The following is a 25,114-nucleotide window of genomic DNA, read 5'->3' on the forward strand; positions in this document are numbered from 1 at the left end:
CCTCTCAATTGGTGATGGTGGGGCGGGCAGCCAGTGCGGAAAGTCGCCGCACCGCCCAGGTGGAAAAGAATTCGACGCCGGTGGGCATGACCGAGCTGTCGAGGATCACGTGTGACGAGTGCAGGGAGTCGACGTGGCGCCAGGCGCCCGGAGGCGATCCGCCGAGACGGTACATCGCGCCCGGAACCTGTTGCAGCACACGGGAAAAATCTTCGGACCCGGTGCTGGGCTGCGGCAGGTGGTGATAACCGTCGTCGCCCAGCATGTCGCGGGCCACCTGTGCCCCGAAGTCCACCTCGGCGGCATCGTTGACCGTGGGCGGGTAGAGCACTTCGTAGTCGATGTCGACGCCGACTCCGTGAGCATCGGCGATGCCGCGGCAGACCCGGTGGCACAGCGCTTCGACCTGATCACGCACCGCAGGCTCGACCGCGCGCACGGTGGCCTGGAACCAGGCGTCGTCGCTGATGATGTTCCGGCGGGTGCCGGCGTGGAACTGTCCCACCGTGATGACGGCCGTCTCGCCGGCGTCGATGGTGCGCGTCATCGCGGTCTGCAGCGCCAGCACCATCTCCGCAGCCGGCGGAATCGGGTCGAGAGCCGCGCTGGGACGCGACCCGTGTCCACCACGTCCCCGCACGGTCACCGTCAGGCTGTCGGCCGCCGCGTTCAGTGTCCCTGGGCGGCCGGCCAGTGCGCCCGGGGCGACCTCGTTGACCGACATGTGCAGTGCCACTGCGGCGTCCGGACATCTGCCGCCGATCTGCAGCAAGCCCTCCTCCAGCATGACACCCGCCCCGTTGCTGCCCTCTTCGCCGGGCTGGAACATGAACAGCACGTCACCGTCGAGTTCGTGCCGATGTGCGGCCAGAACTCGTGCCGCCCCCACCAGCATCGTGGTGTGCATGTCGTGCCCGCAGGCGTGCATCACCCCGTCGATCTCGGAGGCATAGTCCAGCCCGGTTGCCTCGGTGAGGGTGAGCGCGTCCATGTCGCCGCGCAGCAGGACCAGCGGCACGTCGGCGCCTCGATCCAGCGACGGCTTGGTCGACCGCAGGACGGCGACCACCGACGTGCACCGACGGCCGACAGTGATCTCCATCCCCAGGCCGTCCAACTGCTGCAGCACGGCCGCCTGAGTCAGCGGCAGGTCGAGCCCGAGTTCGGGATGGCGGTGCAGACGATGACGCAAAGCGGTCAGTTCGCCACGCAGACAACGTGCTTCCTCGGCAAATGTCGATGCACTTGTCATGGTCAGGCGTGTCCAATCAGCGAGCGGCGAGTGAACGGACGTTGACCCGCGGGTCGATCACCGAGTACACGAGATCGACGATCAGGCTGGTCACGACGAACAGGACTGCGGAGAGCACGACCACGCCGAGCACCACCGGGATGTCCTGGCGATTCACCGCAGAGACGGTCAGCCGTCCCAGACCCGTTCTACTGAACACGGTTTCGGTCACCACAGCGCTGGCCACCAGCTGGCCGACCAGGAGTCCCATCATGGTCAGCGGCGGAATTGCCGCATTGCGGATCGCGTGGTGCAGCAGTACCCGCATTCGCGAGGCGCCTTTGGCCCGCGCCGTCACGACGTAGGGTTCCGCCATGGCGGTCCGCAGGCTGCGCGCCAAGACCTGCGCGATGGCCGCGCCCACCGGAAGAGACAGTGTCACAACGGGCATCACCAGGCTTGCCCAACCCTTGTTGCCCATCGGTGGGAACCAACCCAGCTGGAACGAGAACACCTGGATCAGGAGCAGACCCAGCCAGAATGCGGGCACCGAGGCACCGACAGCCGGAAGCGACAGCAGGAGCTGGCGCAGCCAGCCCATCCGGGTGTACGTGCTCAGCACCGCCAGCACCGTCCCCCACAACACCGCGAAGATCAGCGCAAGTGCAGCCAGGGTCAAAGTGCTGGGCAGTACGGAGGCGATCTCCTGGACCACAGGCCGGCGGGTCTGCAGCGAGGTGCCGAAATCGCCGTGAAGCGCGTTGCCCAACGCACTGAAGTACTGCACTATCAGCGGGCGGTCGAACCCGAACTGGGCATTGATCGCCGCGATCTGCTCCGGAGACACCGTGGCCGCGACGTTCCCGGCTCCGCCAGAGTTCAGCACCAGCCTGACGGGATCAGACGGCATGGCGAACAAGATCAAGAAGGCGAGGGTGAATGCCGCCCAGAGCACGAGTGCAGCTTGGGCGAGCCGACGGACCAGGTACCAGAACACACCCCGACTTTAATCACACTTAGATTGGGGACGCACATTTTAAGTGCAAATGAAATCTGGTCTTAACTTAAGGTCCTCAGACCCTTGACCGGGGCGGTTTCAGAGTCTTCGCAGCTCGCTCAGTATCCGAGACACACCGTCGGGGAGCCAGCGGAGGCCCGGCAGGGTGAGCGACACCACTTTGACCCCGCAGACTCACGTCGGCTCCCGCTGCAGCACGGACGCGGAAATTTCAGTGCCAGTACTCGCCCGCAACAGGCAGACGCATCACCACACGGTATGCGAGGCAGCCCGGCCGTCGCTGGCGAATCGACGCCGATGGCGGGCGTCGAAGCTGGCCGCATCACCGGCCCGCCCCCCTCTCCGGATGCCCCAGCCCGAGCGAGCGTCCCAGCGTCCGAACCGATTACGAGCATCCCGCCCGTCGCCACCATTTCGCGCCGCGGCACCGGATCGACGAGGGCCGCGGTGGGAACATCGACTACCGACGTGTTGCGGCGTCCGAATGACCGAGTTACAGTGACATTGAAATCCTGGTTTGAGGCCATCCACCGACGCATGGCTGGCGAGCCCTGCTGGTTACGTCACAGCGACGACGATCCAGCCCCACATTTCTTGAATTTCCTTAGGAGTCTTGGTGTCTGAAGGCAAGATCGTCATTGTCGGTGCGGGTATTGGTGGGTTGGTGCTTACCCTGGCCTTGCAGCGCGTTGGGATCGAGGTGGAGGTTTACGAGGCGGCTGAGTCTCTTGATGAGGTGGGTGCGGGGGTGGCGTTGTGGTCGAACGCGACTCGGTTGTTGCATGGTTTGGGTTTGGAGGAGGAGTTGGCTGAGTTCGGTTCTGAGCCGACTCAGTTGATCATCCGTGACGGTGTCGATGGCACCGACATCATTCGGCATGAACTGACGGAGAACAACTGGTACCGCAACGAGTTTGGTGCTCCTTACTACGGGATCCACCGCAGGAGTTTTCAGAAGATCCTCGCCGATCGGGTGAAGCCTGGGACGATCAATCTGGGGCACCGGTTGGTCGGTATCGAGCGTGTCGATGCCGGTGTCACCCGCTTGCGGTGGGCCAACGGCAGCAGCACCGATGCCGGCCTGGTGGTGGGCGCTGACGGTATCCGTTCGGTGGTGCGGTCCTGGATGTACGACGGCTTGGACTACACGATGTTCTCCAAGACCAGTGGGTTCCGTGGTGTGGTGCCGCTGGCTGATCTTAAGGAGTTGCCTGATCCGACGGCCACTCAGTTCTGGGTCGGCGACGGAAAGCACTTTCTGCACTTCCCGATCGGCCCCGACTACACCCACGCCACCTTCCTGGCCGTCGTGGAGGACCCGAAGATCTGGACCAACCCCTCTGGTTCCCGGGTCAGCTGTACCCCGCAGGATGCGGTGGCACCGTTCTTGGATTGGCACCCGGCGATCGCTGAGATGATCAACGCCGCTGCGCCCGACGAGCGGTGGGGGCTGTTTGGTGTCGGCCCCATGCCGACCTGGGTGAAGGACAACGTGGTGCTGCTGGGCGACGCCGCTCATGGCCTGCTGCCGCACCACGGCCAGGGCGCCAACCAGTGTGTGGAGGACGCGATCATCCTGGCTGATCTGCTGGCCGAGCCCAGTGAGGCCAGCCAGGCGCAGCGTTTGCAGCGGTACTGCGATCTGCGGATGGATCGTGCGCAGCGAGTGCAGAAAATTTCGTGGGTCAGCAACCGGTTGTTCCACCTGCCTGCCGGCCCCGAGATCCCGGTCCGCGACGCGACGTTCAAGAACCTCTACAACAACGTCCGTTGGATCCACGAGTACGACGCCAGCACCGCAGTCGCGCTGCCCACCACCGTCTGACCCCCTTATCCCGTTACCAGCCCGACGAGGAGCACTGCCATGATCAACTACATTCCCAGCATCGAGGGCATCGGGTCCTTCGGCGACTACTCGCCGGTGTCGATTGCCGACGGCCTGGTTGCGGTGGCCGGCCAGTTCGGCACCGACGACCTGGACCCCGCAGGACAGGTTCGTGGTGCGTTCGCGAACGTGGGCAAGGCCCTGGCCGCGGCCGGGTTGGGATTCGACGATGTGGTGAAGTTCACCACCTTTGTGGTGGGTCGGGAGACCATCCCGGTGTTCATGGAGGTCCGCAAGGAGGTCTTCGCCGAGATCTATCCGTCCGGCGTGTACCCACCGAACACGCTGTTGGTGGTAGCGGGGCTGGTGCACGAGGAGTTCGTGGTCGAGATCGAGGCACTGGCGCAACCCAAGACCGGTGCCTGATCTGATGGGGTATCCGTTCAGTTATGGCCGGGATCAGGTGATCTCCTATCCGGTGACGGCTCTCGGTATTCGGACCCGGGTGGTGGAATCACACGGTGGCACCACACCGTTGATCTGCCTGCACGGCGTCGGATCGCGGGCTGACCGCTTCATCCCGGTGATCCCCGGTCTGGTGGACGCCGGATTCCACGTGTACGCCATCGACTTCCCCGGGCACGGGCTCGCCGACAAGTTCGACGGCATCGACTACCGGCCACGCGGATTCGCCGAGTTCATCGCCGCCGTGCTCGACGAACTCGGCCTGGCCGATGTGGTGATCGCCGGGACGTCCCTCGGTGGCCAGGTGGCGGCCCGGATCGCCTGCGACCGCCCGGATTTGGTGACCGCCGTGGTGCTCATCGGCACCATGGGCATCGCCGAGCTGCCCGAGGAGAACAAGGTCGCTGCAGAGAACGTCTCCAACGGCAGTGAGGACGCGATCCGCACCAAGTTCGCCTTCCTGGTGTCGGATCCGGCGATGATCACCGACGCCTGGGTGCGCGAGGAGTCGATGATCAACTCCTCCGCCGGCGCCACCGCAGCCCTGAGTGCTGCTGCAGCGCTGCTGAACACCGAAGCCAACGACGACCGCCAAGATCAGCGGCTGCGGTCCCAACGCCCGGATATGCCGGTGCTGATCGTCTGGGGCGAGAACGACAAGTGGACCCCGCTGCCCATGGGGCAGACATCCCATGAACTGCTGCCCGGCTCGCATTTTGTGGTCATGCCCGGTTGCGGTCACGCCCCCTACTTCGAAGACCCCGACACCTTCACCGAGGTCGTGTCCGCATTCGCCATCAAGGAGGGCCTGCGATGACTGAGCGTTGGTTGCTGATCGAGAACGGCACCGTCATCGACGGGGACGCCAACCCACCGATCCCCGACTGCGCGGTATTGGTGCGTAATGCGCGGATTGTGAAAATGGGGTCGGTGGATGTCGAGACCGACATCCCTCGCGGGGCCACCCTGACCCGGATTGATGCCCGCGGCAAAACGGTGATGCCCGGCCTGATCGATGTGCACTGCCACATGACCTACGGCCTGGCCCGCACCGAAGAAGAGATCTCGATCTATACCCCGCCGGAGTTGCGGACCCTGATCGCCGCGGCGAACGTCGAAAAGGTGTTGTCGGCGGGGGTGACGTCGTTTTCCCAGCCGGGTGGGAGCTACTTCATCGGGGTCGGGCTACGCGAAGGCATCAAACGCGGACTGGTGCACGGTCCGCGGATGACCTCGGCAGGCCGCTACCTGACCACCAGCAACGGGTTGACCGACTGGTTCCCCGATGCGACCGGCAACCCGGAATCCAGTATCGGGAAGTTGACCAATACCGCGGATGCGATGAAAGACGAAATCCGCCGCCAAGCCAAGGCCGGGGTGGATCTGATCAAACTGGCGGATTCTCCGTATGGGGATTTTCAGGCGTTCACCAATGATGAGTTGAAGATGTGCGCCGACCTCGCTCATCAACTCGGACTCAAGATCACCATCCACGCCCGCGGGGATGGGGAGATGAACGCCGCCGTCAACGCCGGGTTCGATCACATCATGCACGGCAACTACATGTCCGATGCCACCATCGAGAACCTCGCGGCGAGTGGGATTCCGTTGGCGCCGACGCAGTTGTTCATGCATCACATCGTGGAGTTCGCCGAGATCTCCCGGAATCGTCCCTCCATCGTGGAGGCCACCAAACGGATGAACGACGCCACCCAAGAAACCCTGCACCGCGCCCACGCCGCCGGCGTGAAATTCGCCATGGGCACCGACAGTGGTTTTGCGACGGTGCCCTACGGGGTGTGGCACGCCCGCGAACTCGAAATGCTCATGCTCTACACCGGCATGACCAGCCTGGAAGCCATCCAAGCCGGCACCAAACACGGTGCGAATGCCGTGAACCTCCCCGATGACGTGGGTGTCCTGGAAGAAGGCAAACTCGCCGACATCCTCATCGTCGATGGGGATCCGGTGGCCGACATCCGGGTCCTATATCAACCCGGGAAGGTTGAGACGGTGATCCTCAACGGCCAAGTACAAACCTTCCCGGACGACATCCGCGACCGCTTCATGCGTAATGATTATCTGCCGCATGAGTACGGCTGGGAAGTGCTGTCCTACGAACGGGTCTACCACGGCGCTCCGCAACCCAAGACGCAGTTGGATTGGACCTCCGAGCAACGCCACGACGTCGTCAACGACGTCCGCAAATCCGAAAAACTCGGCGCCCTCGCCGCCGCCGGTACCGCCGCCAACCTCAACGGGGAAGGCCCTGCAGCAGAATGAAATACGTCCACTTCCGACACGGCAACCAGTGGGCCGTCGGCCAGCTCACCGACGACAACACCATCCTCGAAGTGCACAGCAGCGACCCCACCCTGGGTGTGCTGGCACTCGTCGAAGAAGGCAGCGTCGCTGCCGCGCCACGGCGCGGTCAGACCCACCACGTCGACGACGTGGAACTCGGTGCGCCGTTCCCGCTGCCGCGGCGCAACATCTTCTGTGTCGGCAAAAACTACCGTGAGCACGCCGCCGAATTCGCCGGCAGCGGCTACGATTCCGGCGCCGCCCAGGTGATCCCGAAGTTCCCGATCATCTTCACCAAAGCCCCCTCGTCGGTCACCGGCCCCGATACCCGCGTCACCGTCTCCGAAAACCTCAGCCACGAATTGGACTACGAAGCAGAACTCGCCGTCATCATCGGCACCGGCGGCCGCCACATCACCAAAGAGAAAGCCCTGGAACATGTCTGGGGATACACCCTGGTCAACGATCTGACCGCCCGAGACCTACAACGCGACCATCAACAGTGGTTCCTCGGCAAATCCCCCGACAACTTCGCACCCATGGGGCCGTGGGCCGTCACCAAAGACGAGATCAACCTCGACGATACGGTCATCACGTGCACCGTCAACGGTGAACTGCGGCAGAAGGCCAACACCGCCGACCTGATCTTCGACATCCCCACCCTCATCCACACCATCTCCGCCGTCATGACCCTGCAACCCGGCGACATCATCGCCACCGGCACACCCGCCGGCGTCGGCATCGGCTACACCCCACCACAATTCCTCGCCGACGGAGATCTGGTGGAGGTGACCGCAACCGGCCTGGGCACCCTCCGCACCCACATCCACTTCGAATGACCTGGATCAAACCCATTCACCGCTGAGGCCACGGATGCCGCGATGAGTGCGGAAGCAGCGAGTGCGCGCCTCTGCGGCGCGGGATGTCGAAGACACGAAACTCGGTTTCACGCCAGGCAATTGGATCCGGGTCCCGGCGCGAAAGCAGCGCCGCTATGGGCTCTCCGGGTCTGCGAAAAGCCCTTGGAACCGGAGGCGATGGAGACCTGGGCACGCGCGGACAGTCTAGTGATGGTCTATTCCAAGGCGGTGTCCATCGTGGCGGCGCCATAGCCAGCGACAGAAACAGTTTGTGCATCACGCCGGCAACACCGCGCTATCCGAGCTCCCCAGCAGAGATCAGAGCCCCGAACATGTCCGTGGACCAGCCTGACGCTGCGGTGAAGACCACGGTCAGCGAGAAGCGACAGCCTCGATCACACCCTGCGGTGACTCACTTCTCGACACTGCTGTCCTGCGCAGGCCGGCCTTCTCCAACAGCGTGTCGTACTCGGCGATAGACCGTTCTCTGCCACCGGTGACGGCGAGCATGTTGAGGTCCATCAAAGCTGCGATGCCGGGATCATGGCCCTGCCCGACGATCATCTCCACGATCGCGATCCGCCCACCCGGACGCATCGATTCGCGACAGCGCTGCAGGATTCGGACACAGTGATCGTCGCCCCAGGGGCGCGGGTGGTCTCGGTCAGTTCCAGCGGACACCTGCGCTCGCCGTTGATTTTCGACGACATCGACTTCCGGTTCCGTGAATACGAACCATTCAGTGCCTACGGCCAATTCAAAACTGCCAACGTGCTTTTCGCGGTCGGTGTCACCGAACGATGGGCTGACGACGGGATCATCGCCAACGCGTTGATGCCCGGTGGCATCATGACCGCGCTACAACGGCATCCAGGCGAGGAATTCAGGGACGGCGCAGAGGAACGCTTCCGCCGCGCCGGCAGCCGCCTCAAGACCCCTGAACAAGGTGCGGCCACCTCGGCGCTATTGGCCGCCTCGCCCCACGTCGCCGGCGAAGGTGGCCGGTACTTCGAGGACTGCCGTGAGGCCACGGTGGCCGATCACCGCGACGAATTCGGCATCACGGGTGTGGCGCCCTATGCCCCTTGGATCGAGATAATGCGCAGCGTCTTTGGCAAGTATCGGCGCATCTCACCAGCTGACGCCCTGGGCCTAGCGGGCATCGATGTGACCGCCGGTTGAGCGGCGGCCTCACGTCGAACGTTCTGCGATTGAGGGGAACGGGGTTTGAGACGGCTTGGAGGTGAGACCGCGCCGGTGGCGGCGGAACCGGCACCGGCCAGAGTCGAACAAGGGCGCGACGGTCCTCACTGGGCCGGCAGCACCTCTGCGAGCCCGATCGCCGTGGCTTGCAGAATCAGGGTGAGCCTGGGTTCGAAGTCGAGTGCGTAATGGCCCCACTCGGGTTCCTGCTCGTAGAGCTTCGCAAGCGTCGGAGACGGGTGCGCTGTTTGCCACAGGCTCGCGGTCAGCGCAACCGTTGTCGTCACCAGGGTCTGAACCTGGGTCGGGGTCATCGTCGTTGTCCGCTGCAGCGAGCCGACGAGTTGATCATGGGCGGCAAACGCGATGAGTTTGTATCGGCGCGCGCGGTCCAGCTCGACGTCATCCTCGAGCGTCATCGCCACGTGCGCCAGCAGATCGCAGAACACCGGCAGCGAAGCGATGGTCTTCACCAGGATCTCAGCGATCTCAGTGGGGCCGAGGTCGCAACGACCTGCTGTTGCATTCTGGATCGCATCGCGCCACTGACCCCACCCACGTTCGGCCAGTTCCAGGAGAAGCTCTTCCTTGCTGGCGTAGTACCGCCGCACACCTGTGCGATGCAGGCCGGCTCGAGCGGTGACTGCCGCGACCGTGACGAATCGGACCCCGCCCAGCTCGAGGGCGACGGATTCGGCCGCGGCGAGGAGATCCTCTGACCGTTTTGCCTTGTCCTCGACCGAGCGGGCTCTTTCACGCACGGACTCAGGCTAACGCGCGCCACGCCCAATCGTTAACACATCACACCGTGCGTAAAACCGACGAGTTGTGCTACCGTTCAGATAACGCATCACATAGTGCGTTATCTCGGCCCGGATATCGACCAGAGGAACCTTCACATGCGCGCTGTCTCTGCCACCACCTTCGGTGATCCGAGCGTTCTCTCGGTCGGCGAGTTACCTGACCCTTCCCCGGGTTCGGGCGAGGTCACCATCGACGTGACCCATTCGGCGGTCGGAATGGTCGACCTGTTCTTCCGGCAGGGGGCCTTCTCGGACAGTCCGGGAATGCCGCAGCCTCCGTTCGTTCCAGGACTCGAGGTCACCGGAACCATCCGCGAACTCGGCCCGGGCGTCACCGACTTCCGTGTCGGGGAACAGGTTGTGGCGATGTCGCAGACCGGCACCGGCGGTTACGCGTCGGTGTACGTCGCGAACGCATCGTTCGTTGTGTCGATCGACGGCTTCGCCATCGATCCTGCTATTGCGGTCTCGATGATCCCCAATGCCGCGATGGCGTACGCGGCACTCACCGAGGTCGCGCATCTCAAAGAGGGAGAGAGCGTGCTGGTGCACGGGGCCCTGGGAGGACTCGCCAGTGCGTTTCCCGGGGTCGCGAAGCGCCTGGGGGCTTCCCGCGTTGTCGGCACAGTGCGTCCGGGGAAGCTGCGCGCGGCGAACCAGACCAAACTGCCCTACGACCAGATCGTGGACTCGACTCAGCTCATCGATGTGTTGGGGGGACAGAAATTCGATGTGGTCATCGACCCGGTCGGCGGTGAAATCCGATCGCAGAGCCTTGCCCTGATGGGACCCGGTGGGCGGTTGATCGCAGCGGGCAATGCCAGCGGGGATTGGGAGCACAGCATCGCCGACAGCCAACTCTGGATGGGCAGCGTCACGATTGCCGGCTTCAGCGCAGGCGCCTTCCTGCCTGCACACCCGCACGTGGTGCGACCCGCGCTCGAGGCCGCCCGTGCCGCCGTCGCCGCCGGGCTCGGCGATGCCAACATCGAAGCCCTGACCTTCGACGAGGCAGTACTGGCACACACCCGGATGGAAAGCCGGGACCTCGCAGGTCGTTTCGTCCTGACGGCGACGTCATGACTGTCATCGGAAGGATCGCCGAAAGGCTGGCTCCACTTCCGCCGGCGACCACCCGCAAAGTCACCGTCGAGCGAGATCTGCGAATTCCGATGGCTGACGGCATCACACTTGTCGCCGATCGTTGGTCACCCGAACCTCACGACGAAACGCCGCAGGAGCAGATACCAGTTGTCCTGGTACGCACCGCATATGGGCGGGGTGCACCGCTGGGTTGGCTCTATGGGCCGGCCTTGGCAGAGCGCGGGGTGCAGGCGCTCATCGTAAGCTCACGCGGTACCTTCGGCTCCGGCGGTGAGTTCTTGGCGATGCGCAACGAACGTGAAGACGGTCTGGCGACTCTGCAGTGGCTGGCCGAGCAGCCGTGGGCGCAAGCCGGTGTGATCCTGGCCGGCTCCAGCTACTTCGGCTACACCCAGTGGGCGATCGCCGACGTCGCACCGCCCATCGTCAAGGCCATGGTTCCCCACATCACCTCGTCGCGCCTGGCGCTCGGCCTCAATCACCCCGGTCGATTCGAGCTGGAGACAATCGTCGGCTTCTCCTGGAACACTGCCCCACAGCTGCGTGGGGACCAGCCACTGCCTGCTTCGCAAGAGCGACGAACCTACCTCCTGCGTGCAATGCTCGGCGCCGACCGCCGACACATCGACCGCGCCCTGAACACGTTGCCGCTCAAAGATGTCGACACCACGCTGCTCGGCCGAGACTCACAGAAACCCGAGTCGGACATCGCCCGAATTTCTCTTGCCTTGCAACAGATTTGAAGCTTCCGCGACCAGACGATTGTGTCCGTAGCGGTCCCTCACCGATCAACAATGTCGGCGCGGCGGCATTGTCAAGGCGGCTGACACCCGTCGCGCTCGGTTCGTCGACTAGTTGAACGGCGAACGCACCGGAACTTATCGCGGTTCTTGCGATTGTCGGATTCTGCCAGCAGTGGCTCGCGCAATGGCACCGACTGATTCGACACCGCACACGACTTGCAGCTCCGCCCTTTCGAGCTCGCGCCAGACCTGATTCATGCTTGGTCCAGCTGGTATCGGCTTGCCTGTCAAACAGAGGTCGTAGAAATGGCGCGCAGGAGCACTTGCGTCTTGCTCGGCAGCGATTGGGGCGAGAGTCCCATCGGAGAGTGCCCGGAGCACATGGGGTTGAGTTAGGTAATCCGCGAATAGGTCCTGTGCGATTATATTATTGGCTCCGAATGCGGGCACAACAGTCCGTGCACGACAGTCAAAGGCGTGGCCGGCTTACCATCTCGAAAAGGTGGGACGCCGGTAATGACCGCATGATCCCACGCAGCCGAACTCCACGATCGCAACCCTTAACCACTTCCCTCTGGCAGCGGTCTCGCTGACGCCAGACTGTCGACCCCATCGGCGACGACCTGCGCACCGTATGGAAGGCACTGCAGGAACCCCACCTCCTCTGCCCCAGATCAAACTTGGGCATGTTCTGGGGGCCGGTCATCACGACTGGACGTGCCACTACTCGGGTCCTTCTTTACCTCGGCCGGATTTCGTTGGCCGCACGCCATCTTCCGGCTATTGAATGGTGAAAGAAATATTGTCACTGTGCTGATACCCGGAAGTCGTCTGGTATGTAGTCACCGTGGCCGTGTAGGTGCCGGGCATGGGGACGTCAAAATACGTCCCCATTGAATCGCTGCAGTTAGAGGATGACTCGGCATGGTCATAGCCCCCGCCCTCTACCCGCACAGTTGATGTGCATCCGCCCTTCACGTCGAAGCCCCCAGCGGATGACTCCCAACTGACCTTGACGTTCTTGCCCCCATCGTTGTCGGCGAAGTAGGTGTTGAGTGGTCCAGCAGGGTTGTATGCCCAGGTGCTGATCCGAATTCGGTCAACGGCAGGAGTGGCCGGCGGCGCTTCGGAAGTCGGTGGCGACGGTTGAATTACCGGGGGCTGGGCGACGGGCGGTGGATCTTCTGTCTGCGGTCCCTGCACCGTGGGATCGAGGGCGTCTGATGGCGTCCACGACGGCGACGAATAAGCGGGCGCTGCTGTTCCCGTGGGCGAGGAGGGCGGCGATGCCGAAGATGTCGTGCCTCCACCGAATCTGTCGTTCAGTTGCAGCGAGCTGAGCCACGCCCCAGGCAAACCGGTGAGGAGCTGCAGGACTCCGATGAATACGGCGATGGCGCCGAGTACCATCGTCACACGCGCATAATCGGGAGTTCCGCTCATCCCAACGTCCCCACCTGGTCGTTCCCCCCGACACGTCGATCTACTGCGATCACAGAGAGATAGTAGACGGAGGGCTTGAAGATTGGCGCCCCGTCGGCGGCCTCAGCAACGAAGGGACTATGGCCGAAAGCGGCCGCCGGAGATATCACATACGAAGTGCGAACGTAGGCGCAACGTCCATGTCGGCAATGAGCGCGACCACGTACTGAAACTACTCGCCAATTCGAGACTTGCGTGAAGAGCCCCTTGGGGCCCATGTCACCGTAGAAGAAGCGAATAATGGCACCGGCGGATAGAAATGTTCTCGGTCTCTAAGGACCTGCCCGGCTTTCGCGGCGGGGCTGGCCGCCGAAGGTGAGGCCTTAACGCCTTCCGATCCGGGCTCACGCGGCACTGGACACTGGGGGCTACCGACTGGGGCGAAGCCAACGCTCGCATTCATTTCGTCATCCGCTCTGGCGCGGGGCCATCGACTCGGTGGCCGCTGGGTGGTCTGGAGGTTGGATCACCTCAAAGCACCGCCGACACAGAAATGTCGGACACAGAACGAAGCTCAACGATGACTACTTCGCGGATGCGGTGGCTCTGAAGAGTCGTTGAGCGGGCCACCGGGCAAGTCCTAGCATTAGGACCATGGCGGCCGGTGCTGTACCTGGTTCGGCCGCTACAGTCTTTGTGTTCGCAGGGGCTGGTGTGTCGATGAGTACGCCGACGAGTTTGCCTCTTTTCAATTCCATGCGTGACGCCGTGCTCGACAAGCTCGGCTTCGGCGACTATGTGCGTACTAGCTGGGATTTGCCAGCCACCGACCATCAGAAGATCGTTCAAGACATGGCTCCTGAACCGTTCTTCGGCCGGTTGGTCGAAGCCGGGGTGGATTTGTCATCGTGGCTGCGCGATGTCCTACATCCGACCCACGCGCAGCCGAACGCAGCCCATGACGCCCTCGCCGAGTTGTGCGCGGCAGGCGCCAAGGTCTGGACAGTCAATTTCGATCCATTCATCGAAGAGGCTGCGCTGGCGTCAGATCTCGAACTCGACGTCATCGCCTGGCCTCGCGATCCTCAGCGCCACACCGTCGTTGGCGAACTGCTGAAGCCGCACGGCTCGCTCGGCGGCAAGTTCATCATCACCCCGGCCGATGTGCTTCGTCCACTCTCCGACGCGTGGCTAGCTCGCCTGAGGGCAGACCTCGCGGGTAGCACACACGTCGTGTTCGTCGGGTACAGCGGACGAGACGTCGACTTCCAAAACGTCTGGCGGGAGGTCATCGACGATGGTCAGCAGATTCTATGGTTTGACAGGCCCGGCAGCGACCGCGACCACAAGCTGCGAGTGCTCAAATCGCTTCCTTCGGTCGAGTTCCCCGCCTCCAAAGCCCACCGAGATCGGGACGGAAAGACGACTTACAATCCGTCCTGGGATTTTGTCGAATGGTGCCGGACGAACCGACTAGTCACATCCGTTGATGGCGCGCGGCAGGCAAGCCTCCTTGGCGAGAGGAACTCCAGCACCTTCCCCGACCTCCCGCAATCGGGACCCATTGTCCAAGCACGTTTCGCACAAACGCTGGGCGCCGTTCAACGGGCTCAGCGACTGTTGTGGACGGCCGTGCGAACTCGCGCAACCCGCACGACGGCCCTCACGTTGTTGATCCGATCCTGGCTCAACACTTCATCCCCCACGGCACGCGCGGTGACCTCCGCTTGGTGGGCGATCCCGTCAGTCGGGCGAGCCGCAGCGTGTCGGAAACGGCTCCGCCACTACCGACTGGTGCAGCTCTTCAATGCTGGCCATCACAGACGCGTGGTGCGGCTTACCGACGGGCTGACGCGGCGAAATCAACTACCTGATGCGCTCCTTGGTTTGAGGTGGGGCTCGCAAAAGATGCTGGGAAACGTCGCCGGTGTCATCGAAGAAGCCGGAACGACTGCTCGCGAAGGCCGGTCAACCAATAGCGCGCTGCGGTGCGTTGCGGCGTTCCACTGGTGTCACAGCTTGGTGTGGGCAGGACGTTTCAGCGAATTACGGTGGGCATTTGAAAGCTACTTCAAACCTATCGCAATGATCACCGACAGCCGGTGGATGGCCTGGGCCGACTACATCGAATCCTGCCTCATGCTTGCCGACTCAGGCGAACGTGATGTTGCGCAGGCACTTGAGCGACTGGACAGCGCAATAACACGATTCGCTGCCGAAGGTCACCGCACCGGTCTCGTCGACGTGCGGACCGTGCAGTTGACGGCCCTACGACTGGTCGGCGACATAGGTCGATATACCGCCGCAGCATCCTTTCTACAATACGAAGATCGCACCGACCCCCTGAAACCATTCGGGCGTCAGGCGCTCATTCTGGAACTCGCACAGGCCCTGGCCTACAAGTGCGACGGCGTCGACCTTGCGCGACGGATCGTAGAACCGCTGTGCCACAGCATCTTTCCTGTTCACGCCGCCGTGGCGTATGTCTTGTGCGGACAATGGGAGACCGACGAAGCGGGTTCTACCGAGTATTTGACCTCGGCGCAAAGAATTGCTTCCGATCAAGGATTCAGAAGCATCGCGACGTTCTGCGACCTGTTGTCGAGTCAGCCTCTCGCGGCTCGTCGAGGCACTGAGCTGGTTTTCCCCTAGTGTGGCGACGTTCGCGCAATCGGCTCATCTTCGATGGTCGCACACGAGATGTGTTGATCAATTTCTAAACAGTTCACTGGCGTGTTCCCGCTGAATGAATCCAACTGATCTGTACCCGTGTTGTTGGTCCACGGTCATGCGAGTAGAGGGCAGAGTGATCATCAGGAGGTCACATGCCCCGTCAGTACTCATCGTCGGTCCGCCGGCAAATCGTCGCGCGACTGCGATCGGGTGAACCGGTGGCTGCCGTTGCGGTCGAGACCGGGATCTGTGAAGCAACTCTGTTCCGTTGGAAACGTCAGGCACTCATCGACGCCGGGGTCATCGAGGGCATCCCGAGTGTGGAGGCTGACGAACTTGCCGCGGCTCGCAAGCGAATCGAGGCGCTCGAGGCCGAGCTAGCCCTGACCCGCGACGCGTGCGAACTGTTCGACGAGCAGGCGGTGGTGCCCCCAAAACGCCGACGCGCGATCACTGAAGGGCTGATCGCGCGAGGACATTCAGGCCGATCAGCCTGCCGAATAACGGGATTGACGCGTTCTCTATTGCAGTACCACCGGCACCGCCCTGTCCCGGACCGCGAAGTGCGTCGCCTTATTGTGGCCGACACGATCACCGAGATCCACCAACGCTCCCGTGGCACCTACGGGCGCCGACGGGTCCGCGCGGCGCTGCTGGCCGACTACGAGATGAACGTCAACCACAAGCTCGTCAACTCGATCATGTCCGAACACGGCCTATCTGGGATGCCGCGTCCTGGGCGGCGGAAACCCAACCTAATTGGTGTCGATACCCCCGTTGACCTGGTCAACCGACGATTCAGCGCCATCAAGCCGAACGAACTGTGGTGTACGGATATCACCGAACACCCCGCGCGTGATGGAAAGGTGTACTGCTGTGCGATTCTGGATTGCTTCTCGCGGATGATCGTGGCCCGCACATTCTCTACCACCCCCGACACCGCCCTGGTCAACAACGCAGTCAACATGGCTGCGGATAGCAGAAACCTAAGTGGCCCAACGATTCTGCATGCCGACCATGGTAGTCAGTTCACGTCCTGGAGCTTCGGTGAGAACATGCGGCGGTGGGGCCTGCTCGGCTCGTTCGGTACCGTGGGCGACTGCTTCGATAACGCCGCCATGGAGTCGTTCTGGGCACGGATGCAGGTCGAGCTGCTCAATACCCGCAAGTGGGCCACCACCATCGAATTGGCCGCCGCCATGGCCGATTACATCGACAACTTCTACAACGTCGAACGCCGCCACAGCTACCTCGGTAACATCAGCCCCACAGAGTACGAAACGCTCTGGACATCCACCTATTCGATCCCTCAACTCGCATGACCGTAGCTCGAAACGGCGCGCACGGATCAGTTGGACTCATTCAGCGGGAACACGCCACGAAATCAGGCCAGGTGCGACCGCTTTGCAAGTTTGACACGCGCTCGCAGCTTCGGGTCAGAAGTGGACACCGTGTGGACGTAGCGAGCCATGCCCACAACTTCCGGCGTCGCTACCCGACCCGAAAGCGGCTTCTAACAGCACAAATGCGGTGCCCCCAGTCGGACTCGAACCGACACTTGGCGGATTTTAAGAGCGTCACACTTGAGGTTTGGCATTTTGCGAAGACTTTTGGTTACTTTAGGCGATAGCCAAATCTCCACGTCGACGACGAATCGACTGATGAGAAGGATGTGGTAGTAGTTCGCTGTTATCGGATGCGCTGCGGACCAACTGCGGACTGCGTGCTGAGTTTGGTTCAGAGGAGAGCTGTCTATCGAATTGCAGCGCGCCTACCGATTGGCTCAGCGATCCATTCCCTCTAGGTATCGCTGGACATCTTCATCGTGACGGAGCCCCTCTTCACGATACGACTCGGCAACCGACCGAAGTGCTCTTGCGTTGCGTGGGTACGCCGCTTCTACAGCTCTGGCCCAGTCTTCGTACTTAGATGCCAGTTCGTACTCTTGCTGACCACCTTCTGACAAACCGCGTGAGGTCACGCCCCTCTTATTGAGCAGGCCGATCACGAAGCCTCGTTCGAGTCGGTCATTGGGCGCAGTCTCAAGCACCTCTCGTACTGCTCTGGTTGGGAACGTATTGTCGCTATCCGTGGGAGCGTGGGCGAAGACCTCTCCAATCTGCAACTCCCCAATCTCGAGCCGATCTGAACGCTCTAAGCGCGAGCGCACTTCGTCAAGCCACTGCTGGAGCGCGTCACCGTCGACGCTGCCGTCTGCCAAAGTGCCTGGAACGACACGCCATTCGCGAAGCATCCTGTATGCGTTCGATGCCAGAGCTGGATTGACTTCGCGCTCTTCGTCTGTTTCCTCTCGAGTGGAAGGCTTGAAGGCCATTTCGATCAGCTGCACGTAAGTCGAAGGGTCTCGCGCGAGTAGCCGTTGCAACGACGGGGTGCGGGATTCGTCGACAAGTGCCTGAAGAAACTTCCACTCCAGGAGAGCGATCGTCGTTTCATCGATCCCGCGGTCACGCAGATAATCGAGCAGTTTGGTGAGGTCGTAGTCGGAAACACGACCAATTTCGGGGTCCTCGGCAGTCCCTAATTGTGTCAGCGCGTCGATCACCACCTCCGCATTTAAGCTTTCATCGAGTCGGTCGACGTACAGGCTGAGTGTGTCGACGGCGGCAGCCGCGCGGCCATGAATCAGAAGACGCCGTGCAGCTTCGTTGACGTGCGGAAAATCAGTCCCACGGCCGTAGGGAAAGAATTCGGACCAGTAAGCCCTGTCAACGTCGGCGCCAAGCTCTGCTACCAGCGCCCACGCCTCAGTGACTTCTGTGGCCGTCTGGAGTAGGCGTGCCTGAACCAACGGGCGACCAGTGAACTGCTCGACCATCGAGCGGATTGCCGTGATGTTGCCGCCGCCGCGAGCACGCGCGAAGCCATCCGCAAGTTGGACTAATTGGCTATTCGCGTGGTCCAGAAGAGAAAGAGCTTCGCTGTCGTACTGGTCGCTGGCAGATGCAAGTGCAGATCCCACTGAACCCGGCAACTTCACCGTTGCCGCTAAGTCCTGCGCCGCGCCGAAGCCGTCCTCGTTCAGAATTTCAGTCACCGCATCCACCTGCCGGCGTTTCACTTCGGCTTCGTACGCAGCGAAATCGTCACGGACCGAGACACCAATATCTAAATGCCAGTCGTCAAACAACCAGCGATGCGATTCAGAGGCGCGTCGGGGTCGTAGGCGTTCGGCGACAGCTTCCAGAGGGGATAACCACTCGTCGGGAAGTGACCAGTCTGCATCAGGGTACTGCCGGTGTCTGCGTACGAGTTCTTCCAGCGCATTCCACACGCCAAACGTCTCGTCTTCACTCAAGCGATCGCGGTTAAGAACTTCAAGAGCGGCTATCGCGTCACGCCGCTTTCGTTCGGGTAGATGGTCGAACTCCGGGATGACATCGGTCCATCGAGCGGGCTCATCTGTCGCGATGTGCACTATCCGCGCGGTCAACGAATCAATCATGCCGAAGTACTCGCCGTAAGTGACGGCCCGCTCGGCATCGCGAGCCCAATCGCGAAACAGCGGCCTGTGCGTTTGCATGCCGATTGCCGAACGTTCGGCTACGAGAGCGATCAGAAGCTCCCATGCGACATCTGGGTGACGCTGGAGCAGAGCATCCAACGTCATCAGCCGTGTCTCGACGGGCACGGACGTCTGTGGAATCGACGGACGAAAGATGTCACGAAGGCTCGCGGAGGGGCGATTACTCAGCTTTCCGCCAGGGTCAACTTCGGCGAGCGCCGCAAGCAGCTCGGCTGCAAAGCCGAAATGGTTTTCTGACCAAGCGATACCCTCCAACGCCCATACCAATCCGGTGTGCGGACTTGTGGCGTGCCAGCCCGCGTCTTGGTCTTGAAACAGACCGCGAATAAGTGGCTGCGTACCAGCAGTCGCCTCCCCAACGGCACGAAGAAACACGTCGGGTGCTGCTTCGCCTAGAAGAGGTAGCACGTCCTCCATCGATGCCCACAACTGAGCCGAGCGGTCTTCGTTCGCGCGTTGGAGCAGGCTGAAAACGACGCGTTCAGCCCACTCACGCGCGGATCGGCCTCCCGACAGTCGGATCTCGTCACCCCTCGCGCCCAGCAGCGCGATCGAGCGTCCAAGCCCCATTCGCAGGTCGTTGGAATGTACCCGGACCTTGCCGTAAATCGCAGCGCTCCAACGCTCATCGGGAGGAAGTTCAAGGCGCGGATCGACTGCGCCGAGAACGGTTTGTACAGCGCGCTCCAACGCATCGAGGTCGGCTTCTCGAATTGCGTGCTTCGCCGTTCGCCATGAATCATCCGCAGCTACAACGGCCCAGGTTGCGCCAACACGTGTAAAGAGGGGGTCCGGCTGACGGATGACGCGAAGCAGACGCTCTTCGATCTCGTCCATGGAGTCGGCGCTGAGATCTTCGAGCACCTCGACATCGCCGCTTCGCAACTGACTCCAGGCCCCTGCTAACCACGCTCGACGGACGGCCCGTTCGGATAGATCCTCAGACCATTGCTCAGGATCGGGCTGACCAAACCGTGTGGCCACTCGCTGAAGGGCGATCAAGCTCTTGGTACCGGCGCGCGCGTATTTGGGAAGGTCGGCGTCGGAGACACCAGCTTCCCGCAATGCTGCCTCGAGCGCCAGGTGGTCGATCGGCGGGAGATCGATGTAGCCATCGCCGTCGCCATCGCCGTCGGTAATAACGAAGACGACGTGATGGTTGTCGACGAGCTGCGCCTCCCGACGCAATTCCTCTTCGTAAGGCAGCAGGATCAACAGCCGAGAGGTGCTATCAAGCCGTCGGAGCGAAATTCCGTCATGCACGAGGAGCGACCGGGACAGCATCGGCTCGGACGAATCGGGTTCCTGCGCCGTCATCGTGCACGCGACGAAGGCGAGCCCATCGTCGACGCTCGCGGCCCTGATAAACGTGCGGCCCACATCCACCGACAGACGTCGAAGCAGCATCGACGCATGGTCTTCCCGACCAGCTAGGACGACGCCTGCGGTGAGTCGTGGGTCAAAGCCGTTGGAGAACCTGCGCCACCACTCCTCGATCGTGCGGACGCCAAGTGTTGGCATATCGAGGAGTTCTGAAAGCCAGATACGGACTGCGGCAGCCTCTTCGAGCGCTTGTTCTATGTCATCCGCGTCGAGCACTCGCACGTCACGCCATTTGCCTTCATCCCGCTTCCTCTTCTCCCAGTCCTTTTTCTCTTTCCAGCGGCGTGGTGTCACGAACACAAAGGTGGTTGCGGCCATATCGACCCCTGGATTGTCCGTGCGATTTCTGTAGTCTCGGTTCGCCTTGTCTGCAGGATCCTTGCCGGTTCCCATCTCCCAGACGCTTAAGCCATCCGGCACGAAGGACGTCGCTCTAGTCGCCTCCACCACACCGTCGTAGCCCTGGATCCCGATGCCTTCACCGCCCCGCATCTCCACGCGTTGGACCTGGTCGTTCTCGTGCCGGACGAGACGGCGGACGAGGCGAGGGAGGTCGGCCTGCGCGGAGCGTAGATCGGCCCAACGCTCAACATCGGTAGCGTCAGCGAGGTGCGGCAGTCCGTGCGCCATATCTATGAGACCCTCCTGGCTAACAGCGTAGATTGTGGCGAGCACTCATCGTGGCAATCGCATGCCGAAACGCCTTTGATCAGCGAAGACAGGCTTCTGGGATTCATAAGTCACGAACCCCGGCTTCGGTCGCCCCGCGACCATCCTGAGCCCATGTCACGGTTTTGATGGCACGGTCTTGTGTGATCGAACCGCGCGAGGACGTTTCTGAGACAGCCGTCGTCCTCCCCAAGAGGGCATCGCAAGCTGCCGGTCCCTAGCGACGTTCATGCAGTTGAGAGTCCACAGAGTGGGTCGACGGAGAGATTTTTCGCTAGGGGATGCGGCGCTGTTGCAGGGGTGTCCGCCCGAGTACGGCAAGGGGTACCGCCCCAGGCAAACGTTGCGCTCCGGCAGCCTATGACATCGGCCAGGATTCTTGACCTGCGGAAGAGGCGATTCAAACGGCCCCATGACAGAACGGCGGCTGGGTTAACGTCGACCCATGGGAGGTCCCAGCGGTCTCGCGAGGCAGATGGAGCGGTTCGTCAACGAATTGTCGACGATGAATGCCCCCGACGCAGAGCGCCGGCTCCTTCCGCTGCTGAATCCGATAATGGCAGCGCAAGGCTTCGACGTGGCGCAGCAGCTCGGCCCCGATGGAGGGTTCGACTACGTCGGAACCGCGGCGCCCGACAGCGCGCAACAGGGTCGGATAGGCGTCGAGTACAAGCATCTCAGGCAGCCGGTAGGAGTGAGGGAGACCGATCGGATCATTGGGCTCGCGGCGCGGAGCGACGTAGGCCGAATAGTCTTGATCAGCCGGTCAGGCTTCACCCGCTCGGCCGCCGAGCGCGCCCTACAGAACCCGGTAGCCGTCGAACTCCTCGCGCCCGATGATCTACTTGCCCTTGCTCGTTCGATCGCCACGGCTGCCGCCGAACCAGGACCTCAGATCGCCGCCTTAATACGCGGCGTGAGCGAAGAAATGGCCAAGCTCGTAGCTCAAAACCCTGATGCTCTTAACTACCTGGAATGGCGTGACCTTGAACGGATGGTGACAGTCGTCCTTGACGGGCTCGGCTTCGAAGCCGAGCTGACCCCAGCATCCAAGGATGGCGGGAAAGACATCATCCTGACTTTGAACACCGAGTCCAGCCCAAGGACATACATCGTCGAACTCAAACACTGGCGATCTGGAAAGAAAGTCGGGGAGAACTGCGTGCGGGATTTCGTGAAAGTTGTTGCGCGCGAACATCGTCAGGGCGGCCTGTTCCTATCAACCCATGGCTTCACGAAGGGTGCGTTCGAGTCGCTGACGGAGATCGAGAGGACTGCAGTCCGATTTGGCGAGAGCAAAATGGTCGCCAATCTGTGCCGGTCATTCGTCAGAGTCGGCGCTGGGTTGTGGTCACCAGACGACCAAGGTTTAGCCGACCTTCTTTTTTCAGACAGCATCAACGTCTGAGGGTGCTAGCTGCGGTTTCGGCTATAACCGGACTGGATAATGTCGAGGCAGGTGCTTTCGATTCAATTCGCCAAGGTTACGAAGATTTCCCGTCGGTGGTTAGCGCGGAAGCAGACGCGGACAGCTTTACCTGGGAGCTGATCGAAACCTTTGAGGATGGCGCTGTGACCGCGAGATCCGAATCACTGGCGTGCTAACGATCAGCGGTGTGCCAACCGAGACCGACGTGCGGGATCGTTCTGGCTGGTCAATAGGCGACGATGACGACTCCGATGTTGCTGGAGGCGATGAAGAGGAAGAGGATGAGCGCAGTTTTCGAGTTGCCTTCACGTACGACGTCCTGGTTGACGGAAATAGTGTCGAGCTCTTTGAGCTCACAGGAGTAGAAGCCACCGACGAACCAGACAGAGCAGCTGGCTGAGTCGACGAGCCGGGTTCAATTCGCCCGGCCTTCCTGCTCAGCGAGCACGCGGTAAACCGCAGCTCAACTCATGCCGAGTGCCTGACCGATGACTGTGGCAGGTTCACCCGTCGCACTCGTACGACACGCCAGCTCGGCCTGAAGCTGGTTAGGGCTCTAGGACGACCGATTGCTCGACCGCGAGCACGGCGCGCCTCGCGGGCCGCTGAGCGGCATTCTTTAACTAGCTCGAACGCTGGCCTGCCAGGCTAGAGGGACTTGTGTTCGGTAGAGACCTCGCGTGTCGCCGATGACGGTTTCCGGTACCAATCCGTTCCCAAATAATCATTAGCCTTGCGAATGTTCCCAAAAGTGTTCCCAACCCCATGAAAACGGCCCCCGGAGTGATCTCCGAGGGCCGTTCTACCTAGTAGCGGGGACAGGATTCGAACCTGCGACCTCTGGGTTATGAGCCCAGCGAGCTACCGAGCTGCTCCACCCCGCGTCGGGTGAACACAAGGTTACTGATGCGGCCCGAGAGCTCCAAATCGCATGGTCAGAGGTGCTTTTTGAATGCGGACATGCAGGTCGGCGGCACCGAAGCAGACGCCAGCGTGACGGGGATTACACCTGGTGACGCGCCACCTGGCCGACGCGGAACACCCCGGAAGGGTCATACCGCTGGGCCAATGCGGACAGCCAGTACAGCGTGTCCTCGTCGTAGCAGCGCGCCAGGCGCTCCTGACCGGTCGCGGGAGCGAAGTTGGGCAGGGCACCGCCGGTGGACCAGGGTGCGACGGCGGCGATCACCGTCGCGGCGTGGGCAGGCACCAGTCCGGCGATCTCCGGGGCCAGCGCACCAATGGTGGCCAACGCGAACGCGGCATCGCGGTGGCAGAACGCGCTGCGATGGGCAGCTGGCCGGGACAGCGCACCGCCGAGGTGACGCAACTCCACGATGGCCTGCACAGAGCCTGCGTCCGGCCCGGCGACGGCCAGCAGCGCTTCCACCGCCTCAGACGTCAGCTCACGAAGCAACGCATGGTCTTCATAGATCGGCATCGGATCCACCGGGTCGGCGTGCACGGCACCGATCGCCGCGTACGGCATCACCGCCACCGCATCGATGATGGGGGTCGCGACAGCCCGCATGGGCGCCAGCAGCCTCTCGGCTTCGGCCACGTCACCCAGCGCCACATAGCGCAGCGACAGCGAAAACCGGCCCGCCAGCGGCTCTGGGACGCCCGGAAGAGCTGGAAGCTGCTGCAAGGCAATAGACGTCGTCACAGTCTCGGGCAGTTCAGCGACCCACTCCTGCCAGGCATGAAGCACCGTGGCGGCGTCAGATCCGCCGAAATACAGTGCACCACCGTAGAACTCGGCGATCGGTAGCAGTTCGATCTCCACGGCGGTGACGATACCGAGAGTGCCCTTGCTCCCCCGTAGGCCCCAGAACAGCTCCGCGTGCTGATCCGGTGTCACCCAAAGGATCTCACCGGCTCCGGTCACCAGCTCGAAACCGCGAACATGATCCGAAGACAATCCGATGCTGCGCACCAGTGGACCGATGCCGCCACCGGTGAGAAAACCGACCACACCAACCCCCGGCGCCGACCCGCAGGCGCCGGCCAGGCCGTAGGGTGTGGCGGCGTCGAGCACCTGTTGCCACCTCACCCCTGCACCAACGAGCGCGGTGCGGTTGTGGGCATCAACATGGCAGCCGTTGAGGTTGGCGGTGTGCACCAGCAGCGTCGAGGGTCCAACCGGCAGCGCGCCGTGACCAGTGGCCTGTACCGCCACCGTCAGCTTGTGAGCGACGGCGAACCGGACCGCCTCGGCTACATCTTGGGTGTTGGCGACGTACACGACAGCTGCCGGGCGCATGGGCACCGCGACATTCCACGGGGTGGCCCGGTCGTAGCCCGGATCAGTCGGCAGTGCGACGGTGCCGCTGAGGCGGGCGCGCAGCGGCGCGACGGTCTGGTCGTCGAGGTGTTCACCGGTCAGGTCGGTGACGGTCATGCTCGGTCCCTTTCACACGAAGAAGTTGATGCTC

Annotated in this window: 19 protein-coding genes and 1 tRNA gene; 12 read left to right on the forward strand and 8 right to left on the reverse strand. The window is 62.4% G+C overall.

Annotated features, from left to right (window positions below; genetic code table 11):
• Positions 1–4: 4 nt before the first annotated feature.
• Both BVC93_RS01735 and BVC93_RS01740 read right to left on the reverse strand, forming a co-directional pair.
• Positions 5–1,252 carry a M20 metallopeptidase family protein gene (locus tag BVC93_RS01735; protein WP_083735664.1) on the reverse strand — a complete coding sequence of 416 codons (1,248 nt, stop codon included), beginning with the start codon at positions 1,250–1,252 and terminating at the stop codon, positions 5–7.
• A gap of 16 nt (positions 1,253–1,268) precedes the next feature.
• On the reverse strand, positions 1,269–2,228 hold the full coding sequence (locus BVC93_RS01740; protein ID WP_157516733.1) for an ABC transporter permease: 960 nt from the start codon (positions 2,226–2,228) through the stop codon (positions 1,269–1,271).
• 637 nt (positions 2,229–2,865) lie between these two features.
• Between BVC93_RS01740 and BVC93_RS01745 the strand changes: the two genes are divergently transcribed.
• From BVC93_RS01745 to BVC93_RS01765, 5 genes are read left to right on the forward strand one after another with little or no spacing between them, the layout of a single operon-like run.
• Positions 2,866–4,074, forward strand: coding sequence for an FAD-dependent oxidoreductase (locus BVC93_RS01745; protein ID WP_192860008.1), 1,209 nt, complete (start codon positions 2,866–2,868; stop codon positions 4,072–4,074).
• 39 nt (positions 4,075–4,113) lie between these two features.
• Positions 4,114–4,500, forward strand: a complete 387-nt coding sequence (locus tag BVC93_RS01750) for a RidA family protein (RefSeq protein ID WP_083735666.1) — start codon at positions 4,114–4,116, stop codon at positions 4,498–4,500.
• Complete coding sequence (locus tag BVC93_RS01755) at positions 4,493–5,356, forward strand: alpha/beta fold hydrolase (protein WP_083735667.1); 864 nt, start codon at positions 4,493–4,495, stop codon at positions 5,354–5,356. The genes BVC93_RS01750 and BVC93_RS01755 overlap by 8 nt, the downstream gene beginning before the upstream one ends.
• Positions 5,353–6,822, forward strand: coding sequence for an amidohydrolase family protein (locus BVC93_RS01760; RefSeq protein WP_083735668.1), 1,470 nt, complete (start codon positions 5,353–5,355; stop codon positions 6,820–6,822). Before BVC93_RS01755 ends, BVC93_RS01760 begins: the two co-directional genes overlap by 4 nt.
• Complete coding sequence (locus BVC93_RS01765; RefSeq protein ID WP_083735669.1) at positions 6,819–7,682, forward strand: fumarylacetoacetate hydrolase family protein; 864 nt, start codon at positions 6,819–6,821, stop codon at positions 7,680–7,682. Before BVC93_RS01760 ends, BVC93_RS01765 begins: the two co-directional genes overlap by 4 nt.
• Positions 7,683–8,075: 393 nt before the next feature.
• Here BVC93_RS01765 and BVC93_RS01770 read toward each other — a convergent pair whose 3' ends face one another.
• On the reverse strand, positions 8,076–8,300 hold the full coding sequence (locus BVC93_RS01770; protein ID WP_236950206.1) for a methyltransferase: 225 nt from the start codon (positions 8,298–8,300) through the stop codon (positions 8,076–8,078).
• Positions 8,301–8,333: 33 nt separating this feature from the next.
• Between BVC93_RS01770 and BVC93_RS01775 the strand changes: the two genes are divergently transcribed.
• Entirely contained in the window at positions 8,334–8,885 is a 552-nt protein-coding gene (locus BVC93_RS01775; protein ID WP_192860443.1) for a hypothetical protein, read from the forward strand.
• A gap of 125 nt (positions 8,886–9,010) precedes the next feature.
• Here the strand turns inward: BVC93_RS01775 and BVC93_RS01780 are convergent, their stop codons facing one another.
• Entirely contained in the window at positions 9,011–9,667 is a 657-nt protein-coding gene (locus tag BVC93_RS01780; RefSeq protein WP_157516734.1) for a TetR family transcriptional regulator, read from the reverse strand.
• Between the two features lie 138 nt (positions 9,668–9,805).
• On the opposite strand from BVC93_RS01780, the gene BVC93_RS01785 reads away from it, so the two are divergent.
• Together BVC93_RS01785 and BVC93_RS01790 are read left to right on the forward strand one after the other, a co-directional pair.
• A complete protein-coding gene (locus BVC93_RS01785) occupies positions 9,806–10,792 on the forward strand; it encodes a quinone oxidoreductase family protein (RefSeq protein WP_083735672.1) in 987 nt (328 codons plus the stop codon).
• The gene (locus BVC93_RS01790) at positions 10,789–11,556 is read left to right on the forward strand and encodes a CocE/NonD family hydrolase (RefSeq protein ID WP_083735673.1); all 768 of its coding nucleotides are present in this window, start codon (positions 10,789–10,791) and stop codon (positions 11,554–11,556) included. The genes BVC93_RS01785 and BVC93_RS01790 overlap by 4 nt, the downstream gene beginning before the upstream one ends.
• Before the next feature lie 780 nt (positions 11,557–12,336).
• Here BVC93_RS01790 and BVC93_RS32905 read toward each other — a convergent pair.
• A complete protein-coding gene (locus tag BVC93_RS32905) occupies positions 12,337–12,972 on the reverse strand; it encodes a hypothetical protein (RefSeq protein ID WP_157516735.1) in 636 nt (211 codons plus the stop codon).
• A gap of 660 nt (positions 12,973–13,632) precedes the next feature.
• On the opposite strand from BVC93_RS32905, the gene BVC93_RS01795 reads away from it, so the two are divergent.
• Together BVC93_RS01795 and BVC93_RS01800 are read left to right on the forward strand one after the other, a co-directional pair.
• Positions 13,633–15,630 (forward strand): SIR2 family protein, encoded by a 1,998-nt coding sequence (locus tag BVC93_RS01795; protein ID WP_083735674.1) that lies wholly within the window; start codon positions 13,633–13,635, stop codon positions 15,628–15,630.
• Positions 15,631–15,803: 173 nt separating this feature from the next.
• Positions 15,804–16,973, forward strand: a complete 1,170-nt coding sequence (locus tag BVC93_RS01800) for an IS3 family transposase (protein WP_083735675.1) — start codon at positions 15,804–15,806, stop codon at positions 16,971–16,973.
• A 461-nt stretch (positions 16,974–17,434) separates the two neighbouring features.
• On the opposite strand, the gene BVC93_RS01805 is transcribed toward BVC93_RS01800, so the two are convergent.
• The gene (locus tag BVC93_RS01805) at positions 17,435–21,211 is read right to left on the reverse strand and encodes a hypothetical protein (RefSeq protein ID WP_157516736.1); all 3,777 of its coding nucleotides are present in this window, start codon (positions 21,209–21,211) and stop codon (positions 17,435–17,437) included.
• 514 nt (positions 21,212–21,725) lie between these two features.
• Here BVC93_RS01805 and BVC93_RS01810 point away from each other — a divergent pair.
• Positions 21,726–22,658, forward strand: a complete 933-nt coding sequence (locus tag BVC93_RS01810) for a restriction endonuclease (protein ID WP_192860157.1) — start codon at positions 21,726–21,728, stop codon at positions 22,656–22,658.
• Positions 22,659–22,866: 208 nt separating this feature from the next.
• Positions 22,867–23,079, forward strand: a complete 213-nt coding sequence (locus tag BVC93_RS32910) for a hypothetical protein (RefSeq protein WP_157516737.1) — start codon at positions 22,867–22,869, stop codon at positions 23,077–23,079.
• Positions 23,080–23,489: 410 nt separating this feature from the next.
• Here BVC93_RS32910 and BVC93_RS01820 read toward each other — a convergent pair.
• Positions 23,490–23,563, reverse strand: a tRNA-Met gene (locus tag BVC93_RS01820).
• A 119-nt stretch (positions 23,564–23,682) separates the two neighbouring features.
• A complete protein-coding gene (locus BVC93_RS01825; RefSeq protein WP_083735679.1) occupies positions 23,683–25,080 on the reverse strand; it encodes an FAD-binding oxidoreductase in 1,398 nt (465 codons plus the stop codon).
• Between the last annotated feature and the right edge of the window lie 34 nt (positions 25,081–25,114).

The organism is Mycobacterium sp. MS1601, from assembly GCF_001984215.1.
Taxonomy (GTDB): Bacteria; Actinomycetota; Actinomycetes; order Mycobacteriales; family Mycobacteriaceae; genus Mycobacterium.

Coding starts and splice junctions, on each gene's coding strand:
- BVC93_RS01735 (WP_083735664.1), bottom strand. CDS start 1,252: ATGACAAGTGCATCGACATTTGCCGAGGAAGCACGTTGTCTGCGTGGC.
- BVC93_RS01750 (WP_083735666.1), top strand. CDS start 4,114: ATGATCAACTACATTCCCAGCATCGAGGGCATCGGGTCCTTCGGCGAC.
- BVC93_RS01760 (WP_083735668.1), top strand. CDS start 5,353: ATGACTGAGCGTTGGTTGCTGATCGAGAACGGCACCGTCATCGACGGG.
- BVC93_RS01765 (WP_083735669.1), top strand. CDS start 6,819: ATGAAATACGTCCACTTCCGACACGGCAACCAGTGGGCCGTCGGCCAG.
- BVC93_RS01770 (WP_236950206.1), bottom strand. CDS start 8,300: ATGCGTCCGGGTGGGCGGATCGCGATCGTGGAGATGATCGTCGGGCAG.
- BVC93_RS01785 (WP_083735672.1), top strand. CDS start 9,806: ATGCGCGCTGTCTCTGCCACCACCTTCGGTGATCCGAGCGTTCTCTCG.
- BVC93_RS01790 (WP_083735673.1), top strand. CDS start 10,789: ATGACTGTCATCGGAAGGATCGCCGAAAGGCTGGCTCCACTTCCGCCG.
- BVC93_RS01795 (WP_083735674.1), top strand. CDS start 13,633: ATGGCGGCCGGTGCTGTACCTGGTTCGGCCGCTACAGTCTTTGTGTTC.
- BVC93_RS01800 (WP_083735675.1), top strand. CDS start 15,804: ATGCCCCGTCAGTACTCATCGTCGGTCCGCCGGCAAATCGTCGCGCGA.
- BVC93_RS01805 (WP_157516736.1), bottom strand. CDS start 21,211: ATGGCGCACGGACTGCCGCACCTCGCTGACGCTACCGATGTTGAGCGT.
- BVC93_RS01810 (WP_192860157.1), top strand. CDS start 21,726: ATGGAGCGGTTCGTCAACGAATTGTCGACGATGAATGCCCCCGACGCA.
- BVC93_RS01825 (WP_083735679.1), bottom strand. CDS start 25,080: ATGACCGTCACCGACCTGACCGGTGAACACCTCGACGACCAGACCGTC.